Here is a 25483-nt window from a genome sequence, read left to right as displayed (position 1 = left end):
AAAAATCCACATATTATTGATATCCATAATAAAAAAATAACACAGATTTTTTTTACAAAAATCATAAATCTGGTCCTAAACTGACGTATAAATATAAAAAATGATGATTTATCTTGCCTTTATGAATTAATGGAGTCGCTACGTCCAATTTTATAGGACCTATTGGTAATTGCCAGCGCACTCCAATACCTATACCAGATTTAAAACTATTCCATTTGATATCATTGGTAATCTCTCCTGCATCTATAAAAATAGCTCCCCACCATTTATTAATTACATTATATTGATATTCAAACGTAGTAGTAATAAGTTTAGTAGCAATACCTACAAAAGATTCAGAATTATCATAAGGATATAAAGATTTATATTTGTATCCACGGATACCATTATTTACATTGGAAAAAAATCGCAACATTAAATCAACAGATGAAAAATTGTTGGTATCTATCCAACTTAAGTTTCCACGAGCCAAAATACGATGTTTTTTTAATAACGTCCTAACCCAAATATTTTGAACTTGCACAGCAATGAAATTAACATCCGATTTCCAACAATTATTAGATATATTGATTGAGTAACGCTGACTATCTCCCCAATACGGTATTATATCTCCACGTTTTCGAATACGAGATATATTTATCCCTGGATAAATTAACATTATATTTTTAATGATATAATTATTAGAACAATGATTAAAGTGCCAATGCACATTAATTGAACGTTGCCATTTATGGGAACAATTCCAATAACGAGCTATATTTATAGTCGTAACACTAGACTGAACATTATGTGTATCTTCATGTATCAACCCTCCTTGCAATAAATAATATTCTTCTAATGGATTAGAAAACAGTGGAACTTTATAACTTAAATCAAAAGCTTGTTCTGGCTTAGATAAACTACAGTTAGTTTCTAAACTATGTCCATATGCATTAATCCACGGTTTTTTCCAAATGATTTTAGTTCTAGGGCCTGTATCGATAGTATAACCAGATCCGGTTGCAAAATTATTTTTTGCACAAGGATAAAGAAAAATATCTAATATTATTTTTTTTTTTTGTTGAAAACGCATATAATCTGAAGAAATCGATACTGATTCAAACCAATTAGTGTAATTAAATCGGCGATTTAATTCCATAACGGATGTAGCACTGTAATATTCTCCCGATCGTATGTTGGATATATTTTTTAAATAATCTTCTTTAATTTGACTACCATGAAATTTAATTCTTTCAAAAACATAACGCTGACCACTATAAAAATCTATGTTCCAAATGCTCTGACAGCGAGAAGGAATGACAATAAGTTGACTACTTTGGAACTTGGCATCAAAATATCCTTTACATAAAGCTAAGTTATATAGTTTATTTTTAAATTGTTCGTAATCATTATGATTCAATCTTTTCCCAATAAAAGATTTGCTATCTTTTATTATTTTCTGGTAATCAACGTCCTTTACACCATCTCCTCGTATAACGACATTTACTTCAGTAACTACAACTGGATCCCCAGGTTCAACTTTAATAACTAATAGATCAGAATTTTTATTCAAAGACTTAAGTGGAAAAAAAATCAATGTAGGGGCGTAATAACCTAGTGGGCGTAGTCCAGTTCTAATTGCATTGTCTATTTTTTTTTTAAATCTGAATCTACATACTTTACATTAGTATGTATATTTAATAATTTTTGACGTACATTATAATCTAATTCACTATTTAATCCTTCTACTTGTAAATTAATGCTACTATTACATATCAGTGGCATAAAAAAATATATTATTAAATGCAACCGTATTATCATATACTTTTTAAGATCCTTAAACATATATCGAATCCTTGACTATATCAAAGCTTTAAATAAAGTAATTTTCATACTCCATTAATACACTATATTTATATTTAAACCCTGTAAAAACATAATATATAATTCACACATGATTAAATGTAAAATACACATATTTTATAATTTTGAAAAATAAAACCCATTTGAAAAGACATTTTAATAAATTAAAAAATAATAATTATATTTATTATATAAATAACATAACATCTGTATTTTTTCTACATCTATAACTAATATACGAACTCAACATGGATATGTCATATTTTTTTGTGTAAATTATGAATATCTTACTCTGACGATTCTGACAAATAATATTACAAATTAAAAAATCCAAACATTAATAGTAATTATTTATTTAATTAATATAAATAATTACTATTAATACAATATAATCAATCAATACAATGAAACTTGAAAACCAGGATTTAAAAAAGACTGATTGATATTTTTATAATGCAAGGGATTACCATTCCAATCATTAACAACGGCGCCAGCCGTTCTAGCTATTACATGACCAGCGGCCGTATCCCAAATTTTAGTACAAGAAAACCTTGGATAAAATTGAGCACTACCTTCTGCTATTAAACAAAATTTAAATGAAGATCCAATATTAACAATTTTATAGTCTTTCAACCTGTTTAAAAAATTGTATAACTTATATTGATCACAGCAAAAATTACTACGACTCATCACTATAGTTGGATAATGGGACATACGTACTGCAATATTTATACGTTCTCCTCTAGCATTAATCTTCCATACTTGTCCATTATCTGCAGCATATAACACATTATACACAGGAACATACACTACCCCCATAATAGGTTGACCGTACTCAATGAAAGCAATGTTAACAGTGAATTCACCATTGCGTAATAAGAACTCTTTCGTTCCATCCAAAGGATCTATTAGCCAAAAACAGCTTCCATCTCTACATTTCCGCCATGTGGTAATATCTTCTTCAGATAAAATTGGGATTTCAGGTGTTAAATTTTTTAAATAATACACAATCACCTTATGAGAAAACAAATCAGCATTAGTTACAGGAGATGTATCTAGCTTTTTATACGCGTTTAACTTTAAACCTCCATTATAAATCCTCATAATTTCTATTCCAGCTTTACGAGCAATACAACTTATTTTTTCAACCATTCTATGATAAAAAATCATCATGTATATCCCTAATAAATTTTTGCGCGCTCCGTAGCATAAATTCGAAAAGAAAGTATAATAATAATAGATTTATAAAAAGTATACTTTATTTTTAAGCAATCATATACTATAATTATTAATTGAAATAAAAGATACACACATTCATTTGTATATCTCTTTCAACAAAACATATATACTTTAATATTTTCGTATTACAATAATTAAAAAATTTAATAGTTTTTTTATTAAGATAAATAATGATAAAAATTATTGTATTACTTATAATTATTTACTCTATACTATTTCATCAAGGATGATGACATTTATTTTAGAAAAAATATCATTATAAATATGAATATTTATGCTATATGTACCAATAGTTCTTAATACATCATGATTAGGTAATCTAATCTGAGATTTAGAAATATTAAAACCAGAAGCTGCTGTAATTGCAGTAGCTATATCACGAGAACCGATGGAACCAAACAATTTCCCTTCAACACCTGATTTAGCTTTAATAGTAATACTACCTAATCTATTAATGGTTTTTGCGCAAAATTCAGCCTGAGTTTGCGCCTCTATAGCTTTAGATTGTAACTCAAGCTGTTGCGCTTTAAATATTTCAATATTTTTTTTTGTAGCTAGCATTGCTTTAGATTTTGGTATTAAAAAATTACGGGCATAACCTGAGCGCACAACAACTTCTGATCCCTTATTTCCAAGTTTATCGATATTATCCAGCAAAATAATCTTCATTGTTATTTCCATTATAAAATATACAAATCATATTCATTCACAAAGAATTACACTTTACTGATGATGGTCAGTATACGGTAGTAAAGACAGATAACGCGCTCTTTTAATGGCACGTGCTAACTGTCGTTGATATCTTGCTCGTGTTCCAGTAATTCTACTTGGAATAATCTTTCCGCTTTCTATAATAGAATGCTGTATTGTGACAAGATCTTTATAATCAATATTAATGCATTTTTCCGCTGTAAACCTACAAAATTTGCGATGACGTACAAAACGTGCCATAATTGACTCCATAGTTCATTATAAAAAATACATATAAATGCAATCAACTTTTTTTTACAATCAAAATCGTTATCTTTCCCCAAATTACAGATCTGATCAATATATTTCTATACTTGCAATTATTATTTTTACTACAAAAGATTTACAAAAACACACTAGACCAGCACAATACTGAATATTAAATACAGCTATCAACTTATTTACGTAGTACTTGAGCCCATATGTATTTCATTATACTATATATTAGTTGCATGATGCTCTTGGTTTTCTTCTATTTTTTTCATCATAGGAGATGGTTCAACGATCGCATATTTAGTTCGTACAATCATGCTACGTATAATATTTTTGTTAAAATGAAAATCATCATTTAATTCTTTAACAGTATCTTGAGATACTTCTATATTTAATAAAACATAATAAGCTTTACAAAGCTTATTAACTGGATATGCTAATTGGCGACGTCCCCAATTTTCTATGCGATGGACTTTGCCTTGAGCATTAGTAACAATTGTTGTATAGCGATTGATTATGCTAGATATTTGTTCACTAAGATCAGGATGTACCATAAAAACTATTTCATAGTAACGCATATATTATTTTCCTTTCATTATAAATCTTCCGGTATATTGAACATAACAACATTCTTAAAAATTATAGATATTTATATTTTTACGTGTTTATCCTTAAATGATTTTTTATATAAATTCGTAAACTTCATCTTCTACGAAGATGACCATATCATATATCATTTCAATCATCATTATTTATATTTCCAACGCTGTCTTAATGCTTCAAACAAACATATTCCCGTAGCTACTGAAACATTAAGCGATGTCGCAACTCCTAACATTGGGATCGTAACTAGTTCATCGCATTTTTTCTGAGTCAGATAACGAATACCATTTCCCTCAGAACCCATTACAAAAGCTAATGGCCTAGTTAATTTGCTGTTAAAAATTAGACGTTGAGATTGCATTACAGTGCCAATAATCCAGATATTATATTTTTGAAGTAATTGTAACGTTCTAATTAAATTAGTTACTTGCATAAAAGGTATATTATCTACAGATCCACTAGCCACTTTTCTAACCGTCCCATTTAAACATGCTGAACGATTACGTGGTGCAATGACTATGTGTGCCCCAGCTGCATCTGCAGATCTCAAACATGCACCCAAATTATGTGGATCAGTCACACCATCTAATATCACTAATAATGGTGTAGTTTTACATTGCATTAAAAAATTCGGTAAATCATTTTCTTGCATACAATCATTTGGAACTATTTTAACAATAATACCTTGATGCAACGCACCTTGCGTTTGAATATCTAACTGTCGACGACTACATTCTCGAATGCTAATTCGACGTTGTTTTATTTGATCAATTAACAATTTCAAACGCAAATCTTTAGATTTCTGAATGATACATACAGACACAATTCGATGCGAATAATTATCTAAAACCGATTTTACTGCATGTATGCCGTATACTAATTCACTCATTTCATTTATTAAAATAAATTACTTCAACACACAGTATTGCAATAAATTTTTAAAGTATTTTTTATATACCATTATTATGAAAGGCATCGGTTGAAATATAATTAAGATGCTTTATTTAAATATTTTATTTTCCGTAACTGTATGTCTAATATAATTAGCAATATAGTTTAATATTTATTAACCACACAAATAATCTTCTATTCAAAATAAGGTATTAATTTCTTCATACTACTAATCAAGAATCAAATGGATTACGTAATATTATTATTGCAGAGCGGTCTGATCCCGTAGAAACAATATGTATAGGAACCCCAATAAGTTCTTCTATACGTTTTACATACAGCTGTGACTCCTTAGGAAGTTGATGGAATTCCGTGATACCTACAGTACTTATCATCCACCCAGGTAATATTTCGTATATAGGTACACAATTTTCTAGTTCTTCCAAAGAACATGGAAAATTGTGTATTACTTTTCCATTTTTCTTGCGATATGCAATACAAATTTTTAGCTCTTTTAAGCCATCTAAAACATCAATCTTTGTTAAACAACACGAAAAAAAAGAATTAATTTTTACAGAATATCGTACTGATACCGCATCAAACCAACCAGTACGACGACGGCGACCAGTAGTAGAACCAAATTCATTTCCATTCATACATAACCAATTACCTGTATCATTTGACAATTCTGTAGGGAAGGGCCCAAATCCCACACGAGTAGAATACGCCTTTACAATACCTAAAACATAATCAATATAATTAAGCCCAACTCCTGCACCAACACTTACACTCCCAGCAATAGTATGACTGGAAGTAACATAAGGATATGTTCCATGATCAATATCTAATAAACTACCTTGTGCTCCCTCAAATATTACTGAATCACCCCGTTTTGCGGCATCATCTAATAACTCAGGTACATCGACAACCATATCTATCAGTATGTCAGATATCGACATAACTTCCTCTAAAACAATCTGATAATTGATAGGCTTCGTTTTATAATAATAAACTAATTGAAAATTATAATAATCGACCACATCTTTCAACTTATTTTTAAAATATTTTAGATTATACAAATCGCTGACTCGTAAAGCACGGCGCGCAACTTTATCCTCATATGATGGACCAATACCACACCCAGTGGTACCAATAGCTTTAGAGATGTGATGATTTTCTCTAGCCAAATCCATTGCTACATGATAAGGTAGTAACAAAGGACAAGATGCAGAAATAAATATGCGTTTACACGTTGACACACCTAGTTTTAGTAACATTTTCATTTCTTTTATTAAAGAAAATGGCGATAATACAACACCGTTAGCAATAACAGCAGTAACATGATTATGCAAAATTCCAGAAGGAATTAAATGTAGAGTTATTTTCTGCTGGTCTACTACAATAGTATGACCAGCATTGTGACCCCCTTGATAACGGACTACATATTGCGCTCGGGAAGTTAACCAATCAACTATTTTTCCTTTACCTTCATCACCCCACTGAGCTCCTAACACAACAATACTTCTAGCCATTTCTTAAAGTCGCCTATTTAATTCAAATTAACTATTTGTGATAAAATCAAATATATAGTTTCTATGAAATACACCATATATAATATTTGCTCTATACTCTATATATCAAACATAACGAATAATAACTATCCAAGAATATGCGAACATCTTTAACTACATAATTAATTATTAAGCCCGGTAGTACTTTTTGGTGATTTCATAAAACGTAAAAAATCAGTTTCTGCGCTTAACACCATAAGATCATTATTATTTTTCTTAAAACTATTTTCATATGCACGTAAGGTACGTACTAAAGCATAAAATGAAGGGTCTTCATTAAAAGTAGTAGCATATAGTTTAGCAGTTTCTGCGTCAGCTTCACCCCGAATGATTAATGACTGACGTTTAGCCTCAGCTAGAGTACGTGTTACTTCATAATCTGCTGTAGCACGTAATTTTTCCGCTTCTTCTCGTCCCTGTGATCTATGGCGTCTAGCAACAGCATCGCGTTCTGCACGCATACGTTGATAAATTGCATCAGATACTTCTGTTGGCAAATTAATTTGCTTGATTCGTACATCCACTATCTCAATGCCCAATGCAGCCATACTATTTGGATTAACCAAATCAGAAACACGATATTGTTCTTGCATTGACGAGTCATAATTTTTAGAATGAAAATGAAACTTTTTAATGTCATGATTACAATGAAATCCTGACGCTTCCTCTCCTGAAGTTCCATGATTTAACGATGCACGTACATCGGTCATTAATTTATTTCGAGAATCTGTTACAATACCTTGAACATTCAATCTCCCTAATTCTGAACGTAAACGGTCGGAAAATTTTCGTTTTATCAGTACTTCTGCTTGGCTAATATCACCCCCTCCTGTTGCTAAATAATATCGACTCAAATCGCTAATACGCCATTTTACATAAGAATCAATAATTAAATCTTTTTTTTCCATAGTAACAAAGCGATCTGCTTGATTGTCCATAGTCTGAATACGTGAATCTAAAATTTTTATTGTCTCAATAAATGGAATTTTTATATGCAATCCTGGATTGTAAATTAATGAATTGTTATCTGCATCGCGTAATACTTTACCAAAACGCAATATAATACCCTTATGCCCCTCTTCTATTGTAAATAAAGAAAAAAATAATATTACTATTACACATATAACAAATGAAAAAAAATTTCGTATCATCTACGACTCTCTCCCTTTGCGCGCAATATCAACACGTTGTACATTAGCCTGTCTTTGGTCTAATACTTTTTCTTTAGGTATAGAATTTGTATGACGAGACAGATGGCTATTTTTTGATATTAACTGTGCATTATTCATGTTAGCATCAGTAGTAGCACATATTTGATTTAAGTTTAAAGCATCATCAGTATTATCAATACTATCAGAATATACAATATCATTGTTATCTTTAATTTGTTTTAATTGACCTGAAGGTAACAATAGTACATTCTGCGTATCTTTTGAATTTACAAATATTTTTCTAGTATTACTTAACACACGCTCCATGGAATTAATATATAATCGCTCACGAGTAATTTCAGGAGCTGCTTTATATTCTGGCAAAATTTTAGTAAATCTTTGTACTTCACCTTGTGCTTCTAAGACAGTACGTGCTTTATACGCTCGCCCTTCCTCTAAAATACGTTGCGCGTGTCCATTGGCTCGTGGTTGTACTTCATTAGCATAAGCTTCAGCCTCACGAATATATTGTTGTTCATTTTCTCGGGCGGCAATAGCATCATCAAATGCTGCTTTTACCTCTTCTGGGGGGCGAGCTGTTTGAAAGTTTACATCTAATAAAGTAATACCCATATTATAAGGGTGTATCGTTTTCTCTAACACTCTTCGAGTATCACTACGTACCACCGTGCGCCCTTCTGTTAAAATACGATCCATATTATATTTCCCAATAACTCCACGCAAAGCACTATCAGTAGCTTGACGCAAGCTATCGTCAGCATCAATAACGTTAAATAAATAGTTTTTTGGATCAGTTACGCGGTACTGTACATTCATCTCTACTCGGACTACATTTTCATCTGAAGTCAACATCATACCAGAAGCTGCTAATTCACGTACTGATTCTACATTTACTGGAATTACAACATCAAAAAAAGTAGGCTTCCAATTTAAACCTGGTTGCACTAAATGATGATATTTTCCAAATCTTAAAACTACCCCGCGTTCTGCTTCTTTAATCGTGTACAAACCACTAATAATCCACACAAAAACAACAATAATTAACATTAACATTATAAAAAAATTTTTATTTTTAGGAAATTTTTCTGAATCCTTATTTTGCTTACTAAATATATTTAATTTATCAGTTATTTTATTCAAATATTTATCTGAATCTAATATATTAAATTCAGATTTATTCTTATCTTCAATAGAAGGACGATCTACATCATTCTTATCATGATGCCCCCATGGATCATGAATATATTTATAGTTATTAAGATAATTACAAATCATATTTTTCCTCACACATTATATGAGTGATCTATATATTTTCTTTATTTTAAAAATATTAAACAATATAATCTATCAATAATTTATTATTTTTTAATAAACGACCCCAATTTATAGAAGATAAATATATTTTTAACCTAATATAATTATGATCTTCAACCCAATATTGTTTAACAACTTGTAATTTATATAACTTCTCGCATAAACCGTTACTTATAGGCATTCGTAATTCATAAGAAATCATATAGTTTGATAGCAATTCATTAATAGCTTGTAGCAATAAAGAAAGACCTAAATTATTTTGAGCTGATATCCAGACCCGTATTGGACGACCATGATTATCTCGATCAATACGTGGCACTATTTTTTTTAATTGATCTATCTTGTTCATCACCAAAATCCTTGGAACATTATGAACGTTTAAATTACTTAAAATACAATGTACCGTGTTAATATTTTGTTCAAATCTTTCATCAGCAACGTCTACAACATGTAATAATAGAGTTGCTTGTACTGTTTCTTTTAAAGTCGCCTGAAAAGAAGATATTAAACCACGTGGTAAATTTTGAATAAAACCTACCGTGTCTGTTAATATAATATCATGTACACCTTTGTATACAATACGTCTACTGGTAGGATCAAGAGTGGCAAACAGTTTCGATGATGTATACACATGTGATGCAGTCATTGTGTTAAATAAAGTAGATTTTCCAGCATTTGTATATCCTACTAAAGAAACAGTAGGTACTCCAATTCTAACACGATGTCGTCTACCCTGTTCCCGTTGATTTTCTATTTTTTTTAGACGCAATAAAATCTGATTCATCTCCTTGCGTAATAAACGGCGATCACTTTCTAATTGCATCTCTCCTGCTCCCCCTCGTAAACCAATACCTCCTTTTTGGCGTTCAAGATGACTCCATTCATGTACTAAACGAGAATTTAAATGCCTCAGTTGAGCTAATTTCACCTGCAACTTACCTTCGTACGTACGTGCACGTTGCGCAAAAATGTTGAGAATCAGTTGATTTCTATCAATAATCTTGCATTTCAATAAACACATAAGATTTCGTTCTTGATGAGGAGACAAAATACAATTGAACAACACAATAGATACAGAATTATTCCTAATCATTCGTTCAAGTTCTAATGTTTTTCCGATCCCGATAAAATATTTAGCATTACAAGTTTTACAATTACTAGTAAGAATTTCCAATACCTCCACGCCTGCCGTAGATGCCAAAGATAAAAATTCCTGTAAATTGAAATTTTCATTTTGTTTTTCTTTAGCAAAAAAAGTATGGACTAAAATAGATTGATTAGCCGAATAACCCGAATCACACAATAAAAGCTACTCCACAAATTCCACAAATAAGTTATACTTATTTCATCAAATATGATGAATTTATCACATATTTTATAGTATATCATACTTAATAGTATTCAGTAATACTGCGTTTAATACATATTTATACTTTAAAATATTAAAAATCCCTAAAACAAACGATCAGAATGTAGTGTGATTACCAGCACGACCAACATAATATGAAACAACACGGGAAGGAACAATAGTAGATATAGCATGCTTATAAATCATTTGATTCACTGTATTTCTTAACAAAATCACAAATTTATCAAAAGACTCAATTTCTCCTTGTAATTTAATACCGTTTATCAAATAAATAAAAACCGGAACGCGCTCACGACGTAATACGTTCAAAAATGGATCTTGTAATGATTGAACTTTGTGCATTTTCAATTTCCTTAAAAATTAATTTTATATTATTCTAAACGGTCTAAATTAAGCAGATAACTTCAAATTTAATTTTTTAAATTTTATATATTAGATGGATTTTTCAATTAATATCTTCGATATACTATCAGTTGCAGCAGATAAATTATCACTATTTAACCAGCATAAATTCGGCCATCTACGCAACCAGGTTAATTGTCGTTTCGCAAGTTGCCGGGTAGCACAAATTCCTTTAATTATCATCTGATTATAGTTAATATCACCAGATAAATACTCCCACATTTGACGATAACCTACACAAGAAATGGACGATTTTACTTCTTTTGTATGTAAATCAGATCGATTAAATAATTTGATAACTTCATCTTCAAATCCGATATCTAACATTCTATGGAAACGTTCCTCAATTCGTTTATATAATAAATCACGACTTGACGGAACAACAGCAAATTGATGAAATCGATATTTCAGTTTTTGATTATTAATTAATTTTAATTCTGTCCATGTTTTACCAGAAATAAAAAAAATTTCTAATGCTCGGATTATTCTCTTATGATCATTTAAGTGAATTTTGTTGGCCGAAATCGGATCAATATGTTTTAATAAATCGTGTATATTTATCCATCCCGTTCTTTTTGCTTCATATTCCAGATCATCACGAATTTTTTGGTTAGTTGCTGGTAAAAAAAATAACCCATCTAGCAGAGTTTTAAAATATAACATCGTTCCACCCACCAAAAAAGGTGTATGTTCAGACTGTATAATATTTTCCATTTCATTATCCGCATCACGATAAAAATCTGCCGCCGAATAACATTCAACTGGATCACGAATATTTATCAATTTATGCGGGGCTAATTTTAATTCTTCAGCAACAGGTTTAGCTGTACCGATATCCATATCACGATATATCAAAGCCGAATCAACGCTGATAATATCTATTTTTTCTTTTCTTTTTTTTAAATCTATAGCTAAACTTGTTTTTCCAGAAGCCGTAGGACCCATTAAAAATATAGCTAATGGTTGATGTTTAATAAAATTCTCCCTTAATTATATAAAATCAAAAATGTTATTACCTGAAATCATTTCTATAATTTATCAAAAAATTCAATTATTTCGAGACACGCGTTAACTCTTATACATATAAGTATATGCAATAAATATTAATCATTATTGCTAAAAAAGACTGAATGTATAATAACTTATTTAATATAATAATTGTTGCTTTTTTATTTATTAATTTACAGTAAATATATATTTTTAAGATTATGAATGATCTAATAATTTTCGTTGTGACATTATGAAATAAGAACGTAAGCCTTTGTATAAAGCATTAGCTATTTTTTCTTGATATCCACTACTAACCAATAAAAATTCGTCTTTTACATTACTAATAAATCCAGTCTCTACTAAAATAGAAGGGATATCAGGAGATCGTAATATACCAAAACTAGAATACTCAGGTATATCCTTATGTAAAGGAGTAATATTTTTTAATTGATGTAAAACATGTGCTGCAATATCATACCCTGCTCGTTGAGCGTAACCAAATTGCAAGTCTAAAACTAAATGATTAAAATACGGATCATTATGATAACTAGTCAGTATATCTCCCAAACCTCCCAATAACTCTGCGTGTTTCTCGCTGCGTTGTAACCAATGTATCATTTCACTTTTAGCACGACGATTAGATAACACCCAAACTGATGCCCCTCTAACATTAGTGTTTAAAGAAGAATCTGCATGAATAGACACTAATACATTTGCTTCTCTTTTTCGAGCCAAATTAGAACGTTCCATGACCGATAAAAAATAGTCTCCGTCTCGGATCATAACAGCTTTAAAACTCGGGTCTAAATCCAATAATGTTTTTAGTTTTTTAGCTATATTAATTGTAATATTTTTTTCATATATTCCATGGCGACCTGTAGCTCCTGGGTCTTGCCCTCCATGTCCAGCATCGATAGCTACAATAATAGGAGATAATGTCTTATTGTGATTCTGATTTTTTCTAAATCGTGTATCTATTATTCTCTTTTGATTATTTATCATTTGACCTGAATTAACATGAATTTTACGATGCACAATGGGTGATATTTTGCGAGTATTTACCTCAGGAATAGTAAATATTTCTTTTTTCAAAATTGTTAATATAATACTATAATGCTCTTTTATTTGTTTTTGTGTTACTGTTCCTATATTTGCAGGAGAAGTTAGATCTAATACTATACGTATACTTTGGTGATTAAGAGATGTATTTGTTCGAATGCATTTGACTAAATTAGTGCCATTGAAATTTATTGGAAATATATTTTTTTGAACTTTAGATGTTTTTAAAAGATCTATTACAATTCTTTCCGGGTTATGTAAGGAAAATATCATATACACGGGAACAACAACGCTGTCTAATGTTACTATAGCTTGATTTGCATTATTGGTAACAGAGATTGAACTAAGAGTTGATGCTATAACTGGTTCAACACATAAATATCTTGAAAATATTGTCATTACGAAAATTATTTCGTATTTTAACTTCATGCGTCTAACTTCCAACGTACTAACAAAGCATCTAACATTTTGTGACCTAAATTACTAAAAGATTTTATAATGACTTGCCTAGATTCTTTATGATCATGATAATTTATAGTGACTGAAATATCTTCTTTCGGTAAAATTCCCATTCCTTGTTTTGGCCACTCTATTAAGCATATAGTACGCCCATCAAAATAATCTCTAATTCCCATGTTCTCCAGTTCTTCTGAAGAAATTAACCGATAAAAATCAAAATGACACACACGCCAATGTTTCAAAATATAAGATTCAATTAAAGTGTAAGTAGGACTATGTATATGGCCATTATGTCCTAATGCATGTAAAAATCCCTTACAAAAAACAGACTTTCCTGATCCTACATAGCCATTTAAATAAATCACACAACCTTGAACACAAACAGAAGCCAAAGTAGCACCTAATGACAGAGTTTTTAGTTCATCAGATAACACCAACACATATTTCTTCATCATTAGTATAAATTTAAGAACTTATACATCACAGTATTTTTATAAGTAAAATAATATAAAAGATATTAACATAATCACTTATTATTCAATTAATTTTTATAGATACATAACAATATATATAAAACTTATATAACAAATACAAAATTATAAAAAACACTAATTACATCTTTCTACATTAAATAAATTTTTAATTAGAATTAAAAAATAATAATCTTATACACATTTAAAATTAATTTCTATTACTATAGATTATACCAGAAAATGATTTACTCTTTATATCAATGTTGTAATTTGATATAAAGAGTAAGAGCAAATAAATGTCTAATCAAATATATTGAAAAAAAATCGGATATTATATAGTCATAAGACTACAAGTCATTTTGTCATATTCGCTATCCATCAATTTGTCAAACTCATCATTATCGTATCAATAAATATGCATGCTCAATTTATTTTTAAACAACAAATAATTCCTGATTTATATATAATTAACCACTCTAAAATATATTAATAGTGCACTTATTTTAAACTTCATTTGAAATTAAAATATATAATGATAATCAATGATATAAAAGCAAATACTAAAATGGAGCGGGAAACGAGATTTGAACTCGCGACCCCAACCTTGGCAAGGTTGTGCTCTCCCAACTGAGCTATTCCCGCATACTTTAAATAAAAAATAAAGATATAATTATTATTTCAATGAATCTGCATCGTATATTTAGCAACAGGTTACAAACCGCATCAACTAACTATCTTATTAATTGATTTTTCTTACGCTTTCAAATAATATCTATATTATTAATTTTATGGCATCTTGTAATTGTATAAAATGCTTGCGATAATACATTAATTCTGAAACAGATTCACGAATGTCATCTAATGCACAATGGGTTTTCTGTAACCGTAATCCAGATATCAAATCTGGTCTCCAACGAACCATTAATTCTTTAATCGTGCTCACATCCAAATAACGATGATTAAAATATGATTCTAATTCTGGCATATATCGAAATAAAAATAGACGATCCTGAGCTATACTGTTTCCGCATATCGGTGATTTTTTAAAACCGACCCAATTTCTTAAAAATTTTATTGTCAAATTAGATGCGCTAGTCTCATCTAATGTACTACATCTCACCTTTTCTATTAATCCAGTAGCACTATGAACACGTGTGTTCCAATCATCCATTAATAACAGCTGAGATTCAGATTGATGTATTGATATAACAGGACCCTCTGATAAAATATTCAATTTACTATCGGTAACTAAAGTAGCTATTTCCAAAATACGATCCCATTCTGGATTTAGTCCAGTCATCTCTAGATCAATCCATATCAAATTGTCATCACGCATATAACCCCGCTTGCATTTATATACCGAATCTTTACTTCAATAAATGACATTACTACAGTACTAAATTATTTTATTCATATTATTCCATTATTCTTAATCTATGTTAAATATTCATGAAATTTATCTAATACTGTTTGCATATAACGCTAATAAATATCAGTCTACAATTTTAAAATTGTAGACTGATATTAACATATTCTGTAAACACACATCAAATATTAAAAAATAAATCCTCGCATTATTTAAATAAAATTACAGATTTATTATTTACAAATTTCATTTTTACAACATTTCAAAAATAATAAAATTGATTACTAACAAACCACAAAAAATTTCATCTATAAATTTAATACTACAAACGTAGATAATTACTTTTTATCTCAAATTTAAAATAAATCAATGATCTATAAATATTTCGCGTAACTACATTTACAAAATGTATAACTGCATATATTCTTAAAAAATCAATAAAAACTATATCATTAATCATCACTATTCCTTCATTAATTTTTATCGACAATAAAATTAACTTTATTTCTACAGTGAACCTGTAGACAACTTTTATAACTTTTGCGCGATTAATAACATATTATATGTTATACTTATTTTTGGAAGAAATATGAATTTCCAATACAATCTAACAGCGAAATACATAATCTAATCACTATCTCATAATTACAAATTAATCATCCAAATTAGGTATACATTATGTTAGAAAAAATACAGATTTTATTGCAATATTTACTACCAAAATACTGGATTACTTATTTGGTAGGACTTGGGGCCTCTTGGAAAGGTGGATGGATAACACGTTATGCTATTTTGCTATTCATCCATATTTATAAAATAGACATGAAAGAATCCGATAAACCTAATTTAACTGATTATGCAACGTTTAATGCATTTTTTACTCGAAAGCTACATAAAAATGCCCGGCCTATCGATACCAACCCATCTACGTTAATTATCCCGGCTGATGGGATCATCACTCAAATAGGAAAAATAAACCAAACAAATATCTTTCGAGTAAAAAATGCCCCGTACCATTTGGATGGGTTACTAGCAGGTCATGACAATATCATTGACTATTTTATTAATGGAAGTTTCGTTATTATTTATATACCCCCACAAAACTGCCATCGTATCTACATGCCTTGTACAGGCACACTCCGTGAAGTACTATATATACCCGGTAATTTATTTTCAGTACATCCAAAAATTACTAAAAACATGCCTAATATATTTTCTCGCAATGAAAGAGTCATTTGTTTATTTGAAACAGATTTTGGCTATATGGCTCAAATTTTAATTGGTGCTATAATAGTAGGGAGTATTGAAACTACATGGCTAGGCACCATTACCCCTCCACGCGAAGGTATTGTTAGACATTGGCGTTACTCATCAAATAACACAAATACCGATGCCGATGATTCAATAATCTTACAAAAAGGACATGAAATGGGTTTATTTAAGTTAGGATCTACTGTTATTAATTTGTTCGGTGATAAAAAAGTTATTTTAAACAATCTACTACAACCGTATGATATTGCTCGTATTGGAATGCCTTTAGCGCACGGACATAGTCAAAAAAAATAATCACACGTAATTTACATTATATATTTTTCGGAATCATACAATAATCTTGTGTATATATGGTTACTATTCAAAAGAAAACTATATTTTTTAAATATTTTTTTTTATTGACATACATAATAACATGGTTACTTCCATTAGTAACGTTTTCCTGTAATTTTTCAAATGAACAAGAAATAAAAAAATATTTACAATATGCGCAGCAAAAAGAGCATATGAATTCTCATCAAAAAGCCATTATAGATAATCTACAATCTGCATTGCACTTTATTTCTGAAAAAAAATATTCTAATATCAAAATTCAAGAATACCAAAAAATCATAAATGACTTTTCATACATAACTCTTCAATTATATGAAGAGTATAATAATACATCCAATACCATTATTGATATTGATAAAAATCTTTCTGAGAATGAGCTAAAACAGAAATTATTTCGCATTGATAATCAATTAACAGATTTATCAGAGCAATTAAAAAAAGAATATGATCATGTACATTCTATCAATGAATTATTGATATTATTACCGCAACAACAAGTTGCAGCTCAAAATACACTAAATAATTTAGAGCAACGACAAATATTATATACAAATTCAAACACTTTAATAGAACAAGCTAAATTTACTGCATTACAATCAGAACAAGCAGCTAAACAACTAAAAGTAGCCGAACTTAAGCTTGCTGAGCTAAGCATCAACAATCGTAAAGAATTATCACGGCTACGCATAGAATTGCTTAAAAAAAAATACAATTATATAAACAATGAAGCACACATACTAAGACACCAGTTAAATGGTTTGTGTCAAAAAGAAAAAAAACAATCCATTGATTATATCAAAAAAACATTAACAGAACATAATAACATATTACCAAAATCCATCAAAAAACAATTACAAATCAATCGTGATCTTTCAATTATTCTAAATCAACAAACACATCGCATGAACAATATCGAGTCGAGCAAGCAAGAAATTGCGTCATGTATATTACAAGTACGCCAGACCTTCAACAAATTAATTGAACAAGCACAGTGGTTAGATACATCTTCAGTGCTTAAAGAAACGCTGCGTTCTCAAGTCTCTAAGTTACCAGAAATGCCTAAATCTCGACAAATAGATCATGATATGGCGCAATTAAGAACCAAACGTCTACAATATGAAAATCAATTGAATAAAATAATACCGCTACTATCATCACAAATTAAACAAAACGACGGCATACCACTAACACCCCCCCATAAACATATTCTAGAGACACAACTCACCATACAACGTAACCTTATCACTTCATTATTAAATAGTTTTGATGCTCAAATCTTAGAATTAACAAAATTAAAAGTTGCACATAGACAGCTTAAAGAAGCACTACAAGATGTACAAAAAGCTGCACATCGCCATTTATTTTGGATCGCTGATTTTCATCCAATTACTATATCTTATCCTGTAAACGTTTATCAAGATTTATACAAACTATTAACTTCAGATGAGTTTAATTATCAAATCATATCTTCGCTAAATAGGATCTTTACTATTCGCAAAACACTGATACTAATAATAATATCGTGTATTATAATATCAACTGGATTGTATTGTGCTATACATCATCATTATCAAATATTTTTAGAACAATCTAGTAAGAAAATAGGAAAAGTAAATCAAGATAGTTTCTTACTCACTTTTTATAATATATGGTACTCAATGTTAATAGCTTTACCAATCCCGATATTGTGGGCGTTCGGAGGGTATAGTTTGAATCATGATTGCTCATATCCTATGTCTGTTGCAATTAATGATGGAATTAAAGTTACAACTTTCATATTATGGATATCCATAGTAGGCGCTTATTTCTCGTCTTCAAAAGGATTATTTATTGTTCATTTTGGTTGGAATAAAAAAAGAGTTCAACAAGTTTTTTCGCATCATTATACCTGGGCTGTTGGAACGATTGTGTTTTTAATAATGATGCTAACTATATTTAATAATTACAACGATAGAGAGTTTTCCAATACTTTGGGTCGTTTGTGCTTTATTCTACTATGTATTTATTTAACTTTTATTACCAACAACCTAAAATACTCTGGATTACCTTTATATTTAAACAAATATGATTCTTCTAACAATATCATCAATCATGGTTTATGGAATATAATAATATGTGCGCCAGTAATAGCGGCAATTTCTTGTATATTAGGCTATTTATTTATCGCCCAAGAACTATTAGCGCGACTGGAAATATCATTATTCATTTGGATTATATCATTAATCATATACCATATAATTCGTAGATGGACATCAATCCAACGACGTCGTATTGCTTTTGAACGCGCCAAACAAAAACGAATTCTACAATTAACTCTAAGAACACATAATGAATCTAATTCCTCGCAACTACTACAAACTAATACATTGGTATCTAATAATGAAAAAAATAGCAAGATTTTAGATTTAGATACCATTAGCATACAATCATTGCAATTGATACGATCTATTATTACTATTATTGCCTTATTATTAATGACTATATTGTGGTCTGAATTACATTCCTCATTTTCTTTCTTAGAAAATATTACATTATGGGATGTCACTTCTACTATAAAAGGGGTAGATAATATTCAACCTATAACATTACATTCATTTCTTATTGCTATTCTAGTAATTGTTATTACCACAAAAACAGTGAAAAACTTACCATCATTTTTAGAACTTACCGTTTTACAACATTTAGACCTCACACCAGGCACAGGATATGCCATTACCACATTAATTAAGTACATATTGATGTTCCTTGGTGGAATAATAGGATGTTCTTTGATAGGCATAGAATGGACTAAAATACAATGGTTAATAGCGGCATTAGGTGTTGGATTAGGTTTTGGATTACAAGAAATATTTGCTAATCTCATATCCGGTTTAATGATACTGTTTGAAAAACCAATTCGTATTGGCGACACCGTAACTATTAATAAACTTACCGGTACTATTACTCGAATTAACACTCGTGCAACTATTATTACTGATTGGAATCATAAAGAAATCATTATTCCAAATAAAGAATTTATTACAAAACAATTCATTAATTGGTCTTTATCGGATACATTAACACGAGTAGTACTACGTGTACCTGCTCCTCTTCAAACAGATATGAAAAAAATAGTAAAAGTTTTATTACAAATAGCAAAAAATTCTTCTTTTTCCTTAAATACCCCGCCTCCAGAAGTATATTTAGTAGATTTACAACAAGGACTACCTATTTTTGAAATACGAATACATATATCAGATATAAAATTGCGTATGCCTCTATGTCATCAAATACATATGTTAATTATAGAATATTATCAAAACAATGGAATAAAATTACCATACATACCTAATTATCTTTATAATAATCAACTATCTATTAATAATTTTGATTCTAACTACCCGAACACAAATTATTACACAATAACATAAGTATTATCATGCTTCACTTTGCTCGGGATATATATATGCCTGAACGGGTATTAATTTTAATCAATTCTCCCAATTGAATGAAAAATGGGACTTTAACTATAGCGCCAGTGCTGACGGTAGCTAACTTAATTCCAGACGAGCCAGTGCTATTCTTTTTTATCGGAGTAATTTTTATAATTTTTAATTCTATAGAATCAGGAGGAGTTACAAGAATTGGTACTTTGTTCCATAAAGTTACTATATAATGTAATTGAGTTGTAATCCATTTTATGTTCGTTCCTATTATTTTTGCAGCAACTGCGATTTCTTCAAAATTTTTTTCATCCATGAAATACCAAAATTCATTGTCATGATAGACATAAACCAATCTGATCTCCATGATATTAGCTGATTCTAAAAAATCTCCAGACTTGAAAGTCTTCTCTAAAATTTTACCAGAAATTATTTGTCTAAACCGTACACGACTAAAAGCTTGTCCTTTTCCAGGTTTTATGGATTCGTGGCTAATGATAACACATGGTTCTCTATTTTGAATAATCTTAAGTCCAGTTCTAAATTCGTTAATGTTGTACAATACCATAAAAATTATTCTAAAAAAAATCTGTAAAAAAATTAATTAACATTCTACTATAATCACTGAAACAAACAACCCTGATCTAATTAGATCAGGGTTGTTTGTTTCAGTGATTATAGTAGAATTGATATCAACTACATCATGCCCCCCATGTTACCACCAGCTCCTGCATTTCCTAAGTCTGGTTTATCTTCTTTAGGTAATTCAGTAACCATACATTCAGTAGTAATCATTAAACCTGCAATAGATGCTGCGTATTGTAAAGCAGAACGAGTTACTTTAGTAGGATCTAAAATCCCCAACTCGATCATATTACCATATTTTTCAGTAGCAGCATTATAACCAGTATTACCTTCTCCTGATCTGACGTTATTAGCGATTACTGATGGTTCTTCTCCAGCGTTCGCCATAATTTGACGCAAAGGAGCTTCCATTGCACGGCGAGCTACCTTAATACCAACATTTTGATCTTCATTATCACCACATAGATTTCTAATAGCGTTAGCTACACGAATTAAAGCAACACCACCACCCGCAACTACACCTTCTTCAACAGCGGCACGAGTTGCATGTAACGCATCCTCTACACGCGCTTTCTTTTCTTTCATTTCTACTTCAGTAGCTGCTCCAACTTTAATTACTGCAACTCCACCAGCTAATTTAGCAACACGCTCTTGTAGCTTCTCACGATCATAATCAGAAGTAGCTTCATCACGTTGTTGATTAATCTGTGCTACACGACTATTTATAGCGGACTTATTACCTACTCCATCAATAATAGTAGTAGCATCTTTGGTAATAACTACACGTTTAGCTTGCCCCATATCTTCTAATGTTGCTTTTTCCAATTCCAATCCAATTTCTTCAGAAATCACAGTACCCGCAGTCAATACAGCTATATCTTGTAACATAGCTTTACGTCGATCACCAAAACCTGGCGCCTTTACGGCAGTTACTTTTACTATACCACGCATATTATTTACAACCAAAGTCGCTAAAGCTTCACCTTCTACATCTTCAGCAATAATAAGCAATGGTTTTCCTGCCTTTGCAACAGATTCTAATATAGGTAACATTTCCCTAATGTTAGAAATCTTTTTATCTGCTAATAAAATGAAAGGATGTTCTAGTTCCACTGTACCACTTTCAGGTTTATTAACAAAATAAGGAGAAAGATAACCACGGTCAAATTGCATACCTTCAACTACATCTAGTTCATCTTGTAAACCCGACCCTTCTTCTACAGTGATAACTCCTTCTTTTCCCACCTTATCCATTGCTTGCGCAATAAGTTTACCAACAGTTTCATCAGAATTTGCAGAAATAGTACCTACTTGTGCAATAGCTTTAGGATCTGAACAAGGCACAGATAGTTTTTTCAATTCTTCTACTGCTGCAACGACTGCCTTATCAATTCCACGTTTTAAATCCATGGGATTCATTCCAGCAGCTACAGCTTTGAGTCCTTCATTAACTATAGATTGAGCTAACACGGTTGCAGTTGTCGTTCCATCTCCCGCAGAATCATTTGCTTTAGAAGCAACCTCCTTCACCATTTGAGCGCCCATATTTTCAAATTTGTCTTCTAATTCAATTTCTCGTGCCACAGATACCCCATCTTTAGTTATAACTGGTGCCCCAAAAGATTTATCCAATACCACATTCCTACCTTTAGGACCAAGAGTAACTTTCACTGCGTCAGCCAATACATTCACTCCGCGCAGCATTTTTACACGCGCATCATTACCAAATTTCACATCTTTAGCTGCCATTTCATTTTCCTTAAAGATTTCCAAGTTCAATTAATAAGTTAGTCGCGAATTATTTCTCAACGATAGCAAGGATATCGCTTTCTGACATAATTAATACTTCTTCATTATCAATTTTCTCCACTTTTACACCATACCCGTCATTGAAAATTACGGTATCACCAATACGCACATCTAAAGCTTTCACCCCCCCGTTTTCCAAAACGCGGCCATGACCAACAGCCAATACTTCTCCACGAGTAGATTTTCCTGCTGCAGATCCAGTCAACACAATACCTCCTGCGGACTTCGATTCAACCTCTTTACGTTTAACAATTACACGATCATGCAATGGACGAATTTTCATTTAATGCTCCCTAATTATGTTATCTAACTATTCGCATCCTACATTAATAAACTATGACATTAAACATCATATGCAAATTTTATTAATATTCACCACTTCAGGACAATACCTAAAATGGGGGCATTCAAGATTGCTTCAAGGGGGGATAAGAAAATTTTTTATATATGTACATATTCGTATCTTCATAAGTACATCTTCTTTTTAATTAATAAAAATTAATATTTATTTACTTAGTACTTCACACACAATCGTTATCTTGTATAATAAACAAACAATAATACGAACAGCATCTATTATTAAAATGAATATACAATTAAAATAATAGATAAGACGTTTCCTTTCTATTGTTTAGAAAATTTTACTATAGCAATATAAGTAACAGATACTGAACCAAATTGTTTACAGAGAAAAATGATAATAATTTTGTGTACCACACCTAAAGATATGTCCATTGTTTTGAATTTAACGAAAACTTTATTGCATCATAAATTAGCGGCATGCATAACTTTATTGCAAGAAGCTCGCTCATTTTATTATTGGGGCAACGCTTTGAAAGAACAAGATGAATTACAATTATTAATTAAGACACGAAGTTCCTTAAAAGAAGCGGTGTTAAACACAATTCAACAATTACACCCCTATAAAGTTCCAGAATTTTTAGTTCTCCCCATTATAGATGGGGAGCCAAATTATTTATCATGGATGCAATCTGTATTACGGAAGCATTAATATTCTATGAATACAAAAAACACAGCACAATTATTGATAACGCAACACCAGTAATATAATCACCACCTAATATACTATATAAAATAAACTTTATTTTTAAATTTTATTACAATCGTAATATCTAAAAATTAGACAAAAAAAAATACCATCTTATATTAAAATTGCTCCAAGTATTCCTATACAAATAAGAACATATAAAAACTTTCTTTCAATGAAGTATCTTATCTAAAACCATTTTATATTTAAAAATCATTTTAGATGGAAATGTAATCATCAACAAATAAAATATATTGACGAATTTAAAAGAATAAAGATAATACAATTAGATTTCTTTCATATGCATGGTAATAAACACAACTAATAAGCCCGGATAGCTCAGTCGGTAGAGCAGAGGACTGAAGATCCTCGTGTCCTTGGTTCAATTCCAAGTCCGGGCACATCTTAAAGACCCCGTCCAGTTGATTCGACGTTTGAATAAATTAATCATTATTCTTGCTGCACGCCTATGCAATTTACCATAAAACTACAAACAACTCCAGACATCTTCTGTTGCTCATTCTAATATACTTCTATAGTAAAAATAAAAAGATCAATAAAAACTTAACAATCATGAAGTGTTAGTAGAAAATCATCGTTTGTATAAATAAAAAATTAAAATTAATAAAAATCATACGCGACTCAAATAAAAACTATTACTTTATGATAAGACTGAAAATAAACAGCACATCCAGTACAAAATATCTAAAAATTCTAAAAAGACAAATTTTAAATTTTTCTATAACCTTAAGCATATAATACTACATTTAATCAATGCAAACTCATTTATTAATCCAAGTTACTGGGATTATTAGAAGACTAATAACCAATAATATTGAAATAGATAGTTCTGTATTAACTGATGAAAATTACTCAAAATATGAATACTAAGAAATTACAATAATACATTTGAATAACCACATACTTTAATTAAAGATTACTAAATTATTTCTACTTAATAAGTATATAATTAAAAAATTAATAACTAACATTTAAATGTTAAAAATAACACATTAAAAATATAATTTGTAATTATATTCAATAACAATTAAGTAAAAAAATTAACATGAATATTCTAAATTTCATTAAGAAAAACTAATATTATTTATATATCACAATAATTGTTCTAATTATTTTAAAAAATATTATTTTTATAAATAAAATATGCTCTTTATAAGTATTCAACTGAGATCATTTCATTTTTTCTATACAGCCACATCGTTAATTATCACAACAAACGATCATATTAATTTCTTCATTGAAAACAATGTATGTAACCTATTGTTATTAACCAATACTTA

21 protein-coding genes, 2 tRNA genes and 1 pseudogene are annotated in these 25483 nt (G+C 30.1%); 4 read left to right on the top strand and 20 right to left on the bottom strand.

The window, feature by feature from the left end:
* Positions 1-61: 61 nt before the first annotated feature.
* The 17 genes and pseudogenes from BPEN_RS00445 to orn all read right to left on the bottom strand — a co-directional run bounded on the left by BPEN_RS00445 (position 62) and on the right by orn (position 15683).
* Positions 62-1576 carry an autotransporter assembly complex protein TamA gene (locus tag BPEN_RS00445; RefSeq protein ID WP_238374063.1) on the bottom strand — a complete coding sequence of 505 codons (1515 nt, stop codon included), beginning with the start codon at positions 1574-1576 and terminating at the stop codon, positions 62-64.
* A 50-nt stretch (positions 1577-1626) separates the two neighbouring features.
* Positions 1627-1824 carry a hypothetical protein gene (locus BPEN_RS03355; protein WP_238374062.1) on the bottom strand — a complete coding sequence of 66 codons (198 nt, stop codon included), beginning with the start codon at positions 1822-1824 and terminating at the stop codon, positions 1627-1629.
* 414 nt (positions 1825-2238) lie between these two features.
* Positions 2239-2994, bottom strand: coding sequence for a 3'(2'),5'-bisphosphate nucleotidase CysQ (gene cysQ / locus BPEN_RS00440; protein WP_011282640.1), 756 nt, complete (start codon positions 2992-2994; stop codon positions 2239-2241).
* Between the two features lie 294 nt (positions 2995-3288).
* Positions 3289-3750 (bottom strand): 50S ribosomal protein L9, encoded by a 462-nt coding sequence (gene rplI, locus BPEN_RS00435; RefSeq protein ID WP_011282639.1) that lies wholly within the window; start codon positions 3748-3750, stop codon positions 3289-3291.
* 54 nt (positions 3751-3804) lie between these two features.
* On the bottom strand, positions 3805-4032 hold the full coding sequence (gene rpsR, locus BPEN_RS00430; RefSeq protein WP_015344384.1) for a 30S ribosomal protein S18: 228 nt from the start codon (positions 4030-4032) through the stop codon (positions 3805-3807).
* 236 nt (positions 4033-4268) lie between these two features.
* Entirely contained in the window at positions 4269-4622 is a 354-nt protein-coding gene (gene rpsF / locus BPEN_RS00425) for a 30S ribosomal protein S6 (protein WP_011282637.1), read from the bottom strand.
* A 170-nt stretch (positions 4623-4792) separates the two neighbouring features.
* Entirely contained in the window at positions 4793-5536 is a 744-nt protein-coding gene (gene rlmB / locus BPEN_RS00420; protein ID WP_011282636.1) for a 23S rRNA (guanosine(2251)-2'-O)-methyltransferase RlmB, read from the bottom strand.
* Between the two features lie 235 nt (positions 5537-5771).
* Positions 5772-7070: an adenylosuccinate synthase gene (locus BPEN_RS00415; protein ID WP_011282635.1), complete on the bottom strand. Its 1299-nt coding sequence runs from the start codon at positions 7068-7070 to the stop codon at positions 5772-5774.
* 161 nt (positions 7071-7231) lie between these two features.
* On the bottom strand, positions 7232-8260 hold the full coding sequence (hflC, locus tag BPEN_RS00410) for a protease modulator HflC (RefSeq protein ID WP_011282634.1): 1029 nt from the start codon (positions 8258-8260) through the stop codon (positions 7232-7234).
* Positions 8261-9556, bottom strand: coding sequence for an FtsH protease activity modulator HflK (gene hflK / locus BPEN_RS00405; RefSeq protein ID WP_011282633.1), 1296 nt, complete (start codon positions 9554-9556; stop codon positions 8261-8263).
* 55 nt (positions 9557-9611) lie between these two features.
* The gene (gene hflX / locus BPEN_RS00400) at positions 9612-10898 is read right to left on the bottom strand and encodes a ribosome rescue GTPase HflX (protein WP_011282632.1); all 1287 of its coding nucleotides are present in this window, start codon (positions 10896-10898) and stop codon (positions 9612-9614) included.
* Positions 10899-11066: 168 nt separating this feature from the next.
* Positions 11067-11306, bottom strand: a pseudogene (gene hfq, locus BPEN_RS00395) (RNA chaperone Hfq); the annotation flags it as partial.
* Positions 11307-11396: 90 nt separating this feature from the next.
* A complete protein-coding gene (gene miaA, locus BPEN_RS00390; RefSeq protein ID WP_011282630.1) occupies positions 11397-12311 on the bottom strand; it encodes a tRNA (adenosine(37)-N6)-dimethylallyltransferase MiaA in 915 nt (304 codons plus the stop codon).
* A gap of 261 nt (positions 12312-12572) precedes the next feature.
* Entirely contained in the window at positions 12573-13844 is a 1272-nt protein-coding gene (locus BPEN_RS00385) for an N-acetylmuramoyl-L-alanine amidase (RefSeq protein WP_011282629.1), read from the bottom strand.
* On the bottom strand, positions 13841-14329 hold the full coding sequence (locus tag BPEN_RS00380; protein ID WP_011282628.1) for a bifunctional acetyltransferase/tRNA (adenosine(37)-N6)-threonylcarbamoyltransferase complex ATPase subunit type 1 TsaE: 489 nt from the start codon (positions 14327-14329) through the stop codon (positions 13841-13843). Before BPEN_RS00380 ends, BPEN_RS00385 begins: the two co-directional genes overlap by 4 nt.
* Before the next feature lie 584 nt (positions 14330-14913).
* Positions 14914-14989: transfer RNA gene (locus BPEN_RS00375), tRNA-Gly, on the bottom strand.
* 130 nt (positions 14990-15119) lie between these two features.
* Positions 15120-15683 (bottom strand): oligoribonuclease, encoded by a 564-nt coding sequence (orn, locus tag BPEN_RS00370; protein ID WP_011282627.1) that lies wholly within the window; start codon positions 15681-15683, stop codon positions 15120-15122.
* 708 nt (positions 15684-16391) lie between these two features.
* On the opposite strand from orn, the gene asd reads away from it, so the two are divergent.
* On the top strand, positions 16392-17279 hold the full coding sequence (gene asd, locus BPEN_RS00365; protein WP_011282626.1) for an archaetidylserine decarboxylase: 888 nt from the start codon (positions 16392-16394) through the stop codon (positions 17277-17279).
* 56 nt (positions 17280-17335) lie between these two features.
* Entirely contained in the window at positions 17336-20728 is a 3393-nt protein-coding gene (mscM, locus tag BPEN_RS00360) for a miniconductance mechanosensitive channel MscM (RefSeq protein ID WP_011282625.1), read from the top strand.
* A 13-nt stretch (positions 20729-20741) separates the two neighbouring features.
* Here mscM and efp read toward each other — a convergent pair whose 3' ends face one another.
* The 3 genes from efp to BPEN_RS00345 form a co-directional block, all read right to left on the bottom strand.
* Positions 20742-21308, bottom strand: a complete 567-nt coding sequence (efp, locus tag BPEN_RS00355) for an elongation factor P (RefSeq protein ID WP_011282624.1) — start codon at positions 21306-21308, stop codon at positions 20742-20744.
* 128 nt (positions 21309-21436) lie between these two features.
* Complete coding sequence (gene groL / locus BPEN_RS00350; protein ID WP_011282623.1) at positions 21437-23074, bottom strand: chaperonin GroEL; 1638 nt, start codon at positions 23072-23074, stop codon at positions 21437-21439.
* Between the two features lie 49 nt (positions 23075-23123).
* On the bottom strand, positions 23124-23417 hold the full coding sequence (locus BPEN_RS00345; protein ID WP_011282622.1) for a co-chaperone GroES: 294 nt from the start codon (positions 23415-23417) through the stop codon (positions 23124-23126).
* 411 nt (positions 23418-23828) lie between these two features.
* On the opposite strand from BPEN_RS00345, the gene cutA reads away from it, so the two are divergent.
* The gene (gene cutA, locus BPEN_RS00340) at positions 23829-24146 is read left to right on the top strand and encodes a divalent-cation tolerance protein CutA (protein ID WP_011282621.1); all 318 of its coding nucleotides are present in this window, start codon (positions 23829-23831) and stop codon (positions 24144-24146) included.
* A gap of 364 nt (positions 24147-24510) precedes the next feature.
* Positions 24511-24583: transfer RNA gene (locus BPEN_RS00335), tRNA-Phe, on the top strand.
* The last annotated feature ends 900 nt before the right edge of the window (positions 24584-25483 follow it).

Source organism: Candidatus Blochmanniella pennsylvanica str. BPEN (assembly GCF_000011745.1).
GTDB classification, from domain to species: Bacteria; Pseudomonadota; Gammaproteobacteria; order Enterobacterales; family Enterobacteriaceae; genus Blochmanniella; species Blochmanniella pennsylvanica.
Note: the sequence above shows the minus strand (reverse complement) of the source record. Positions and strands in the feature narration are given on the sequence as shown.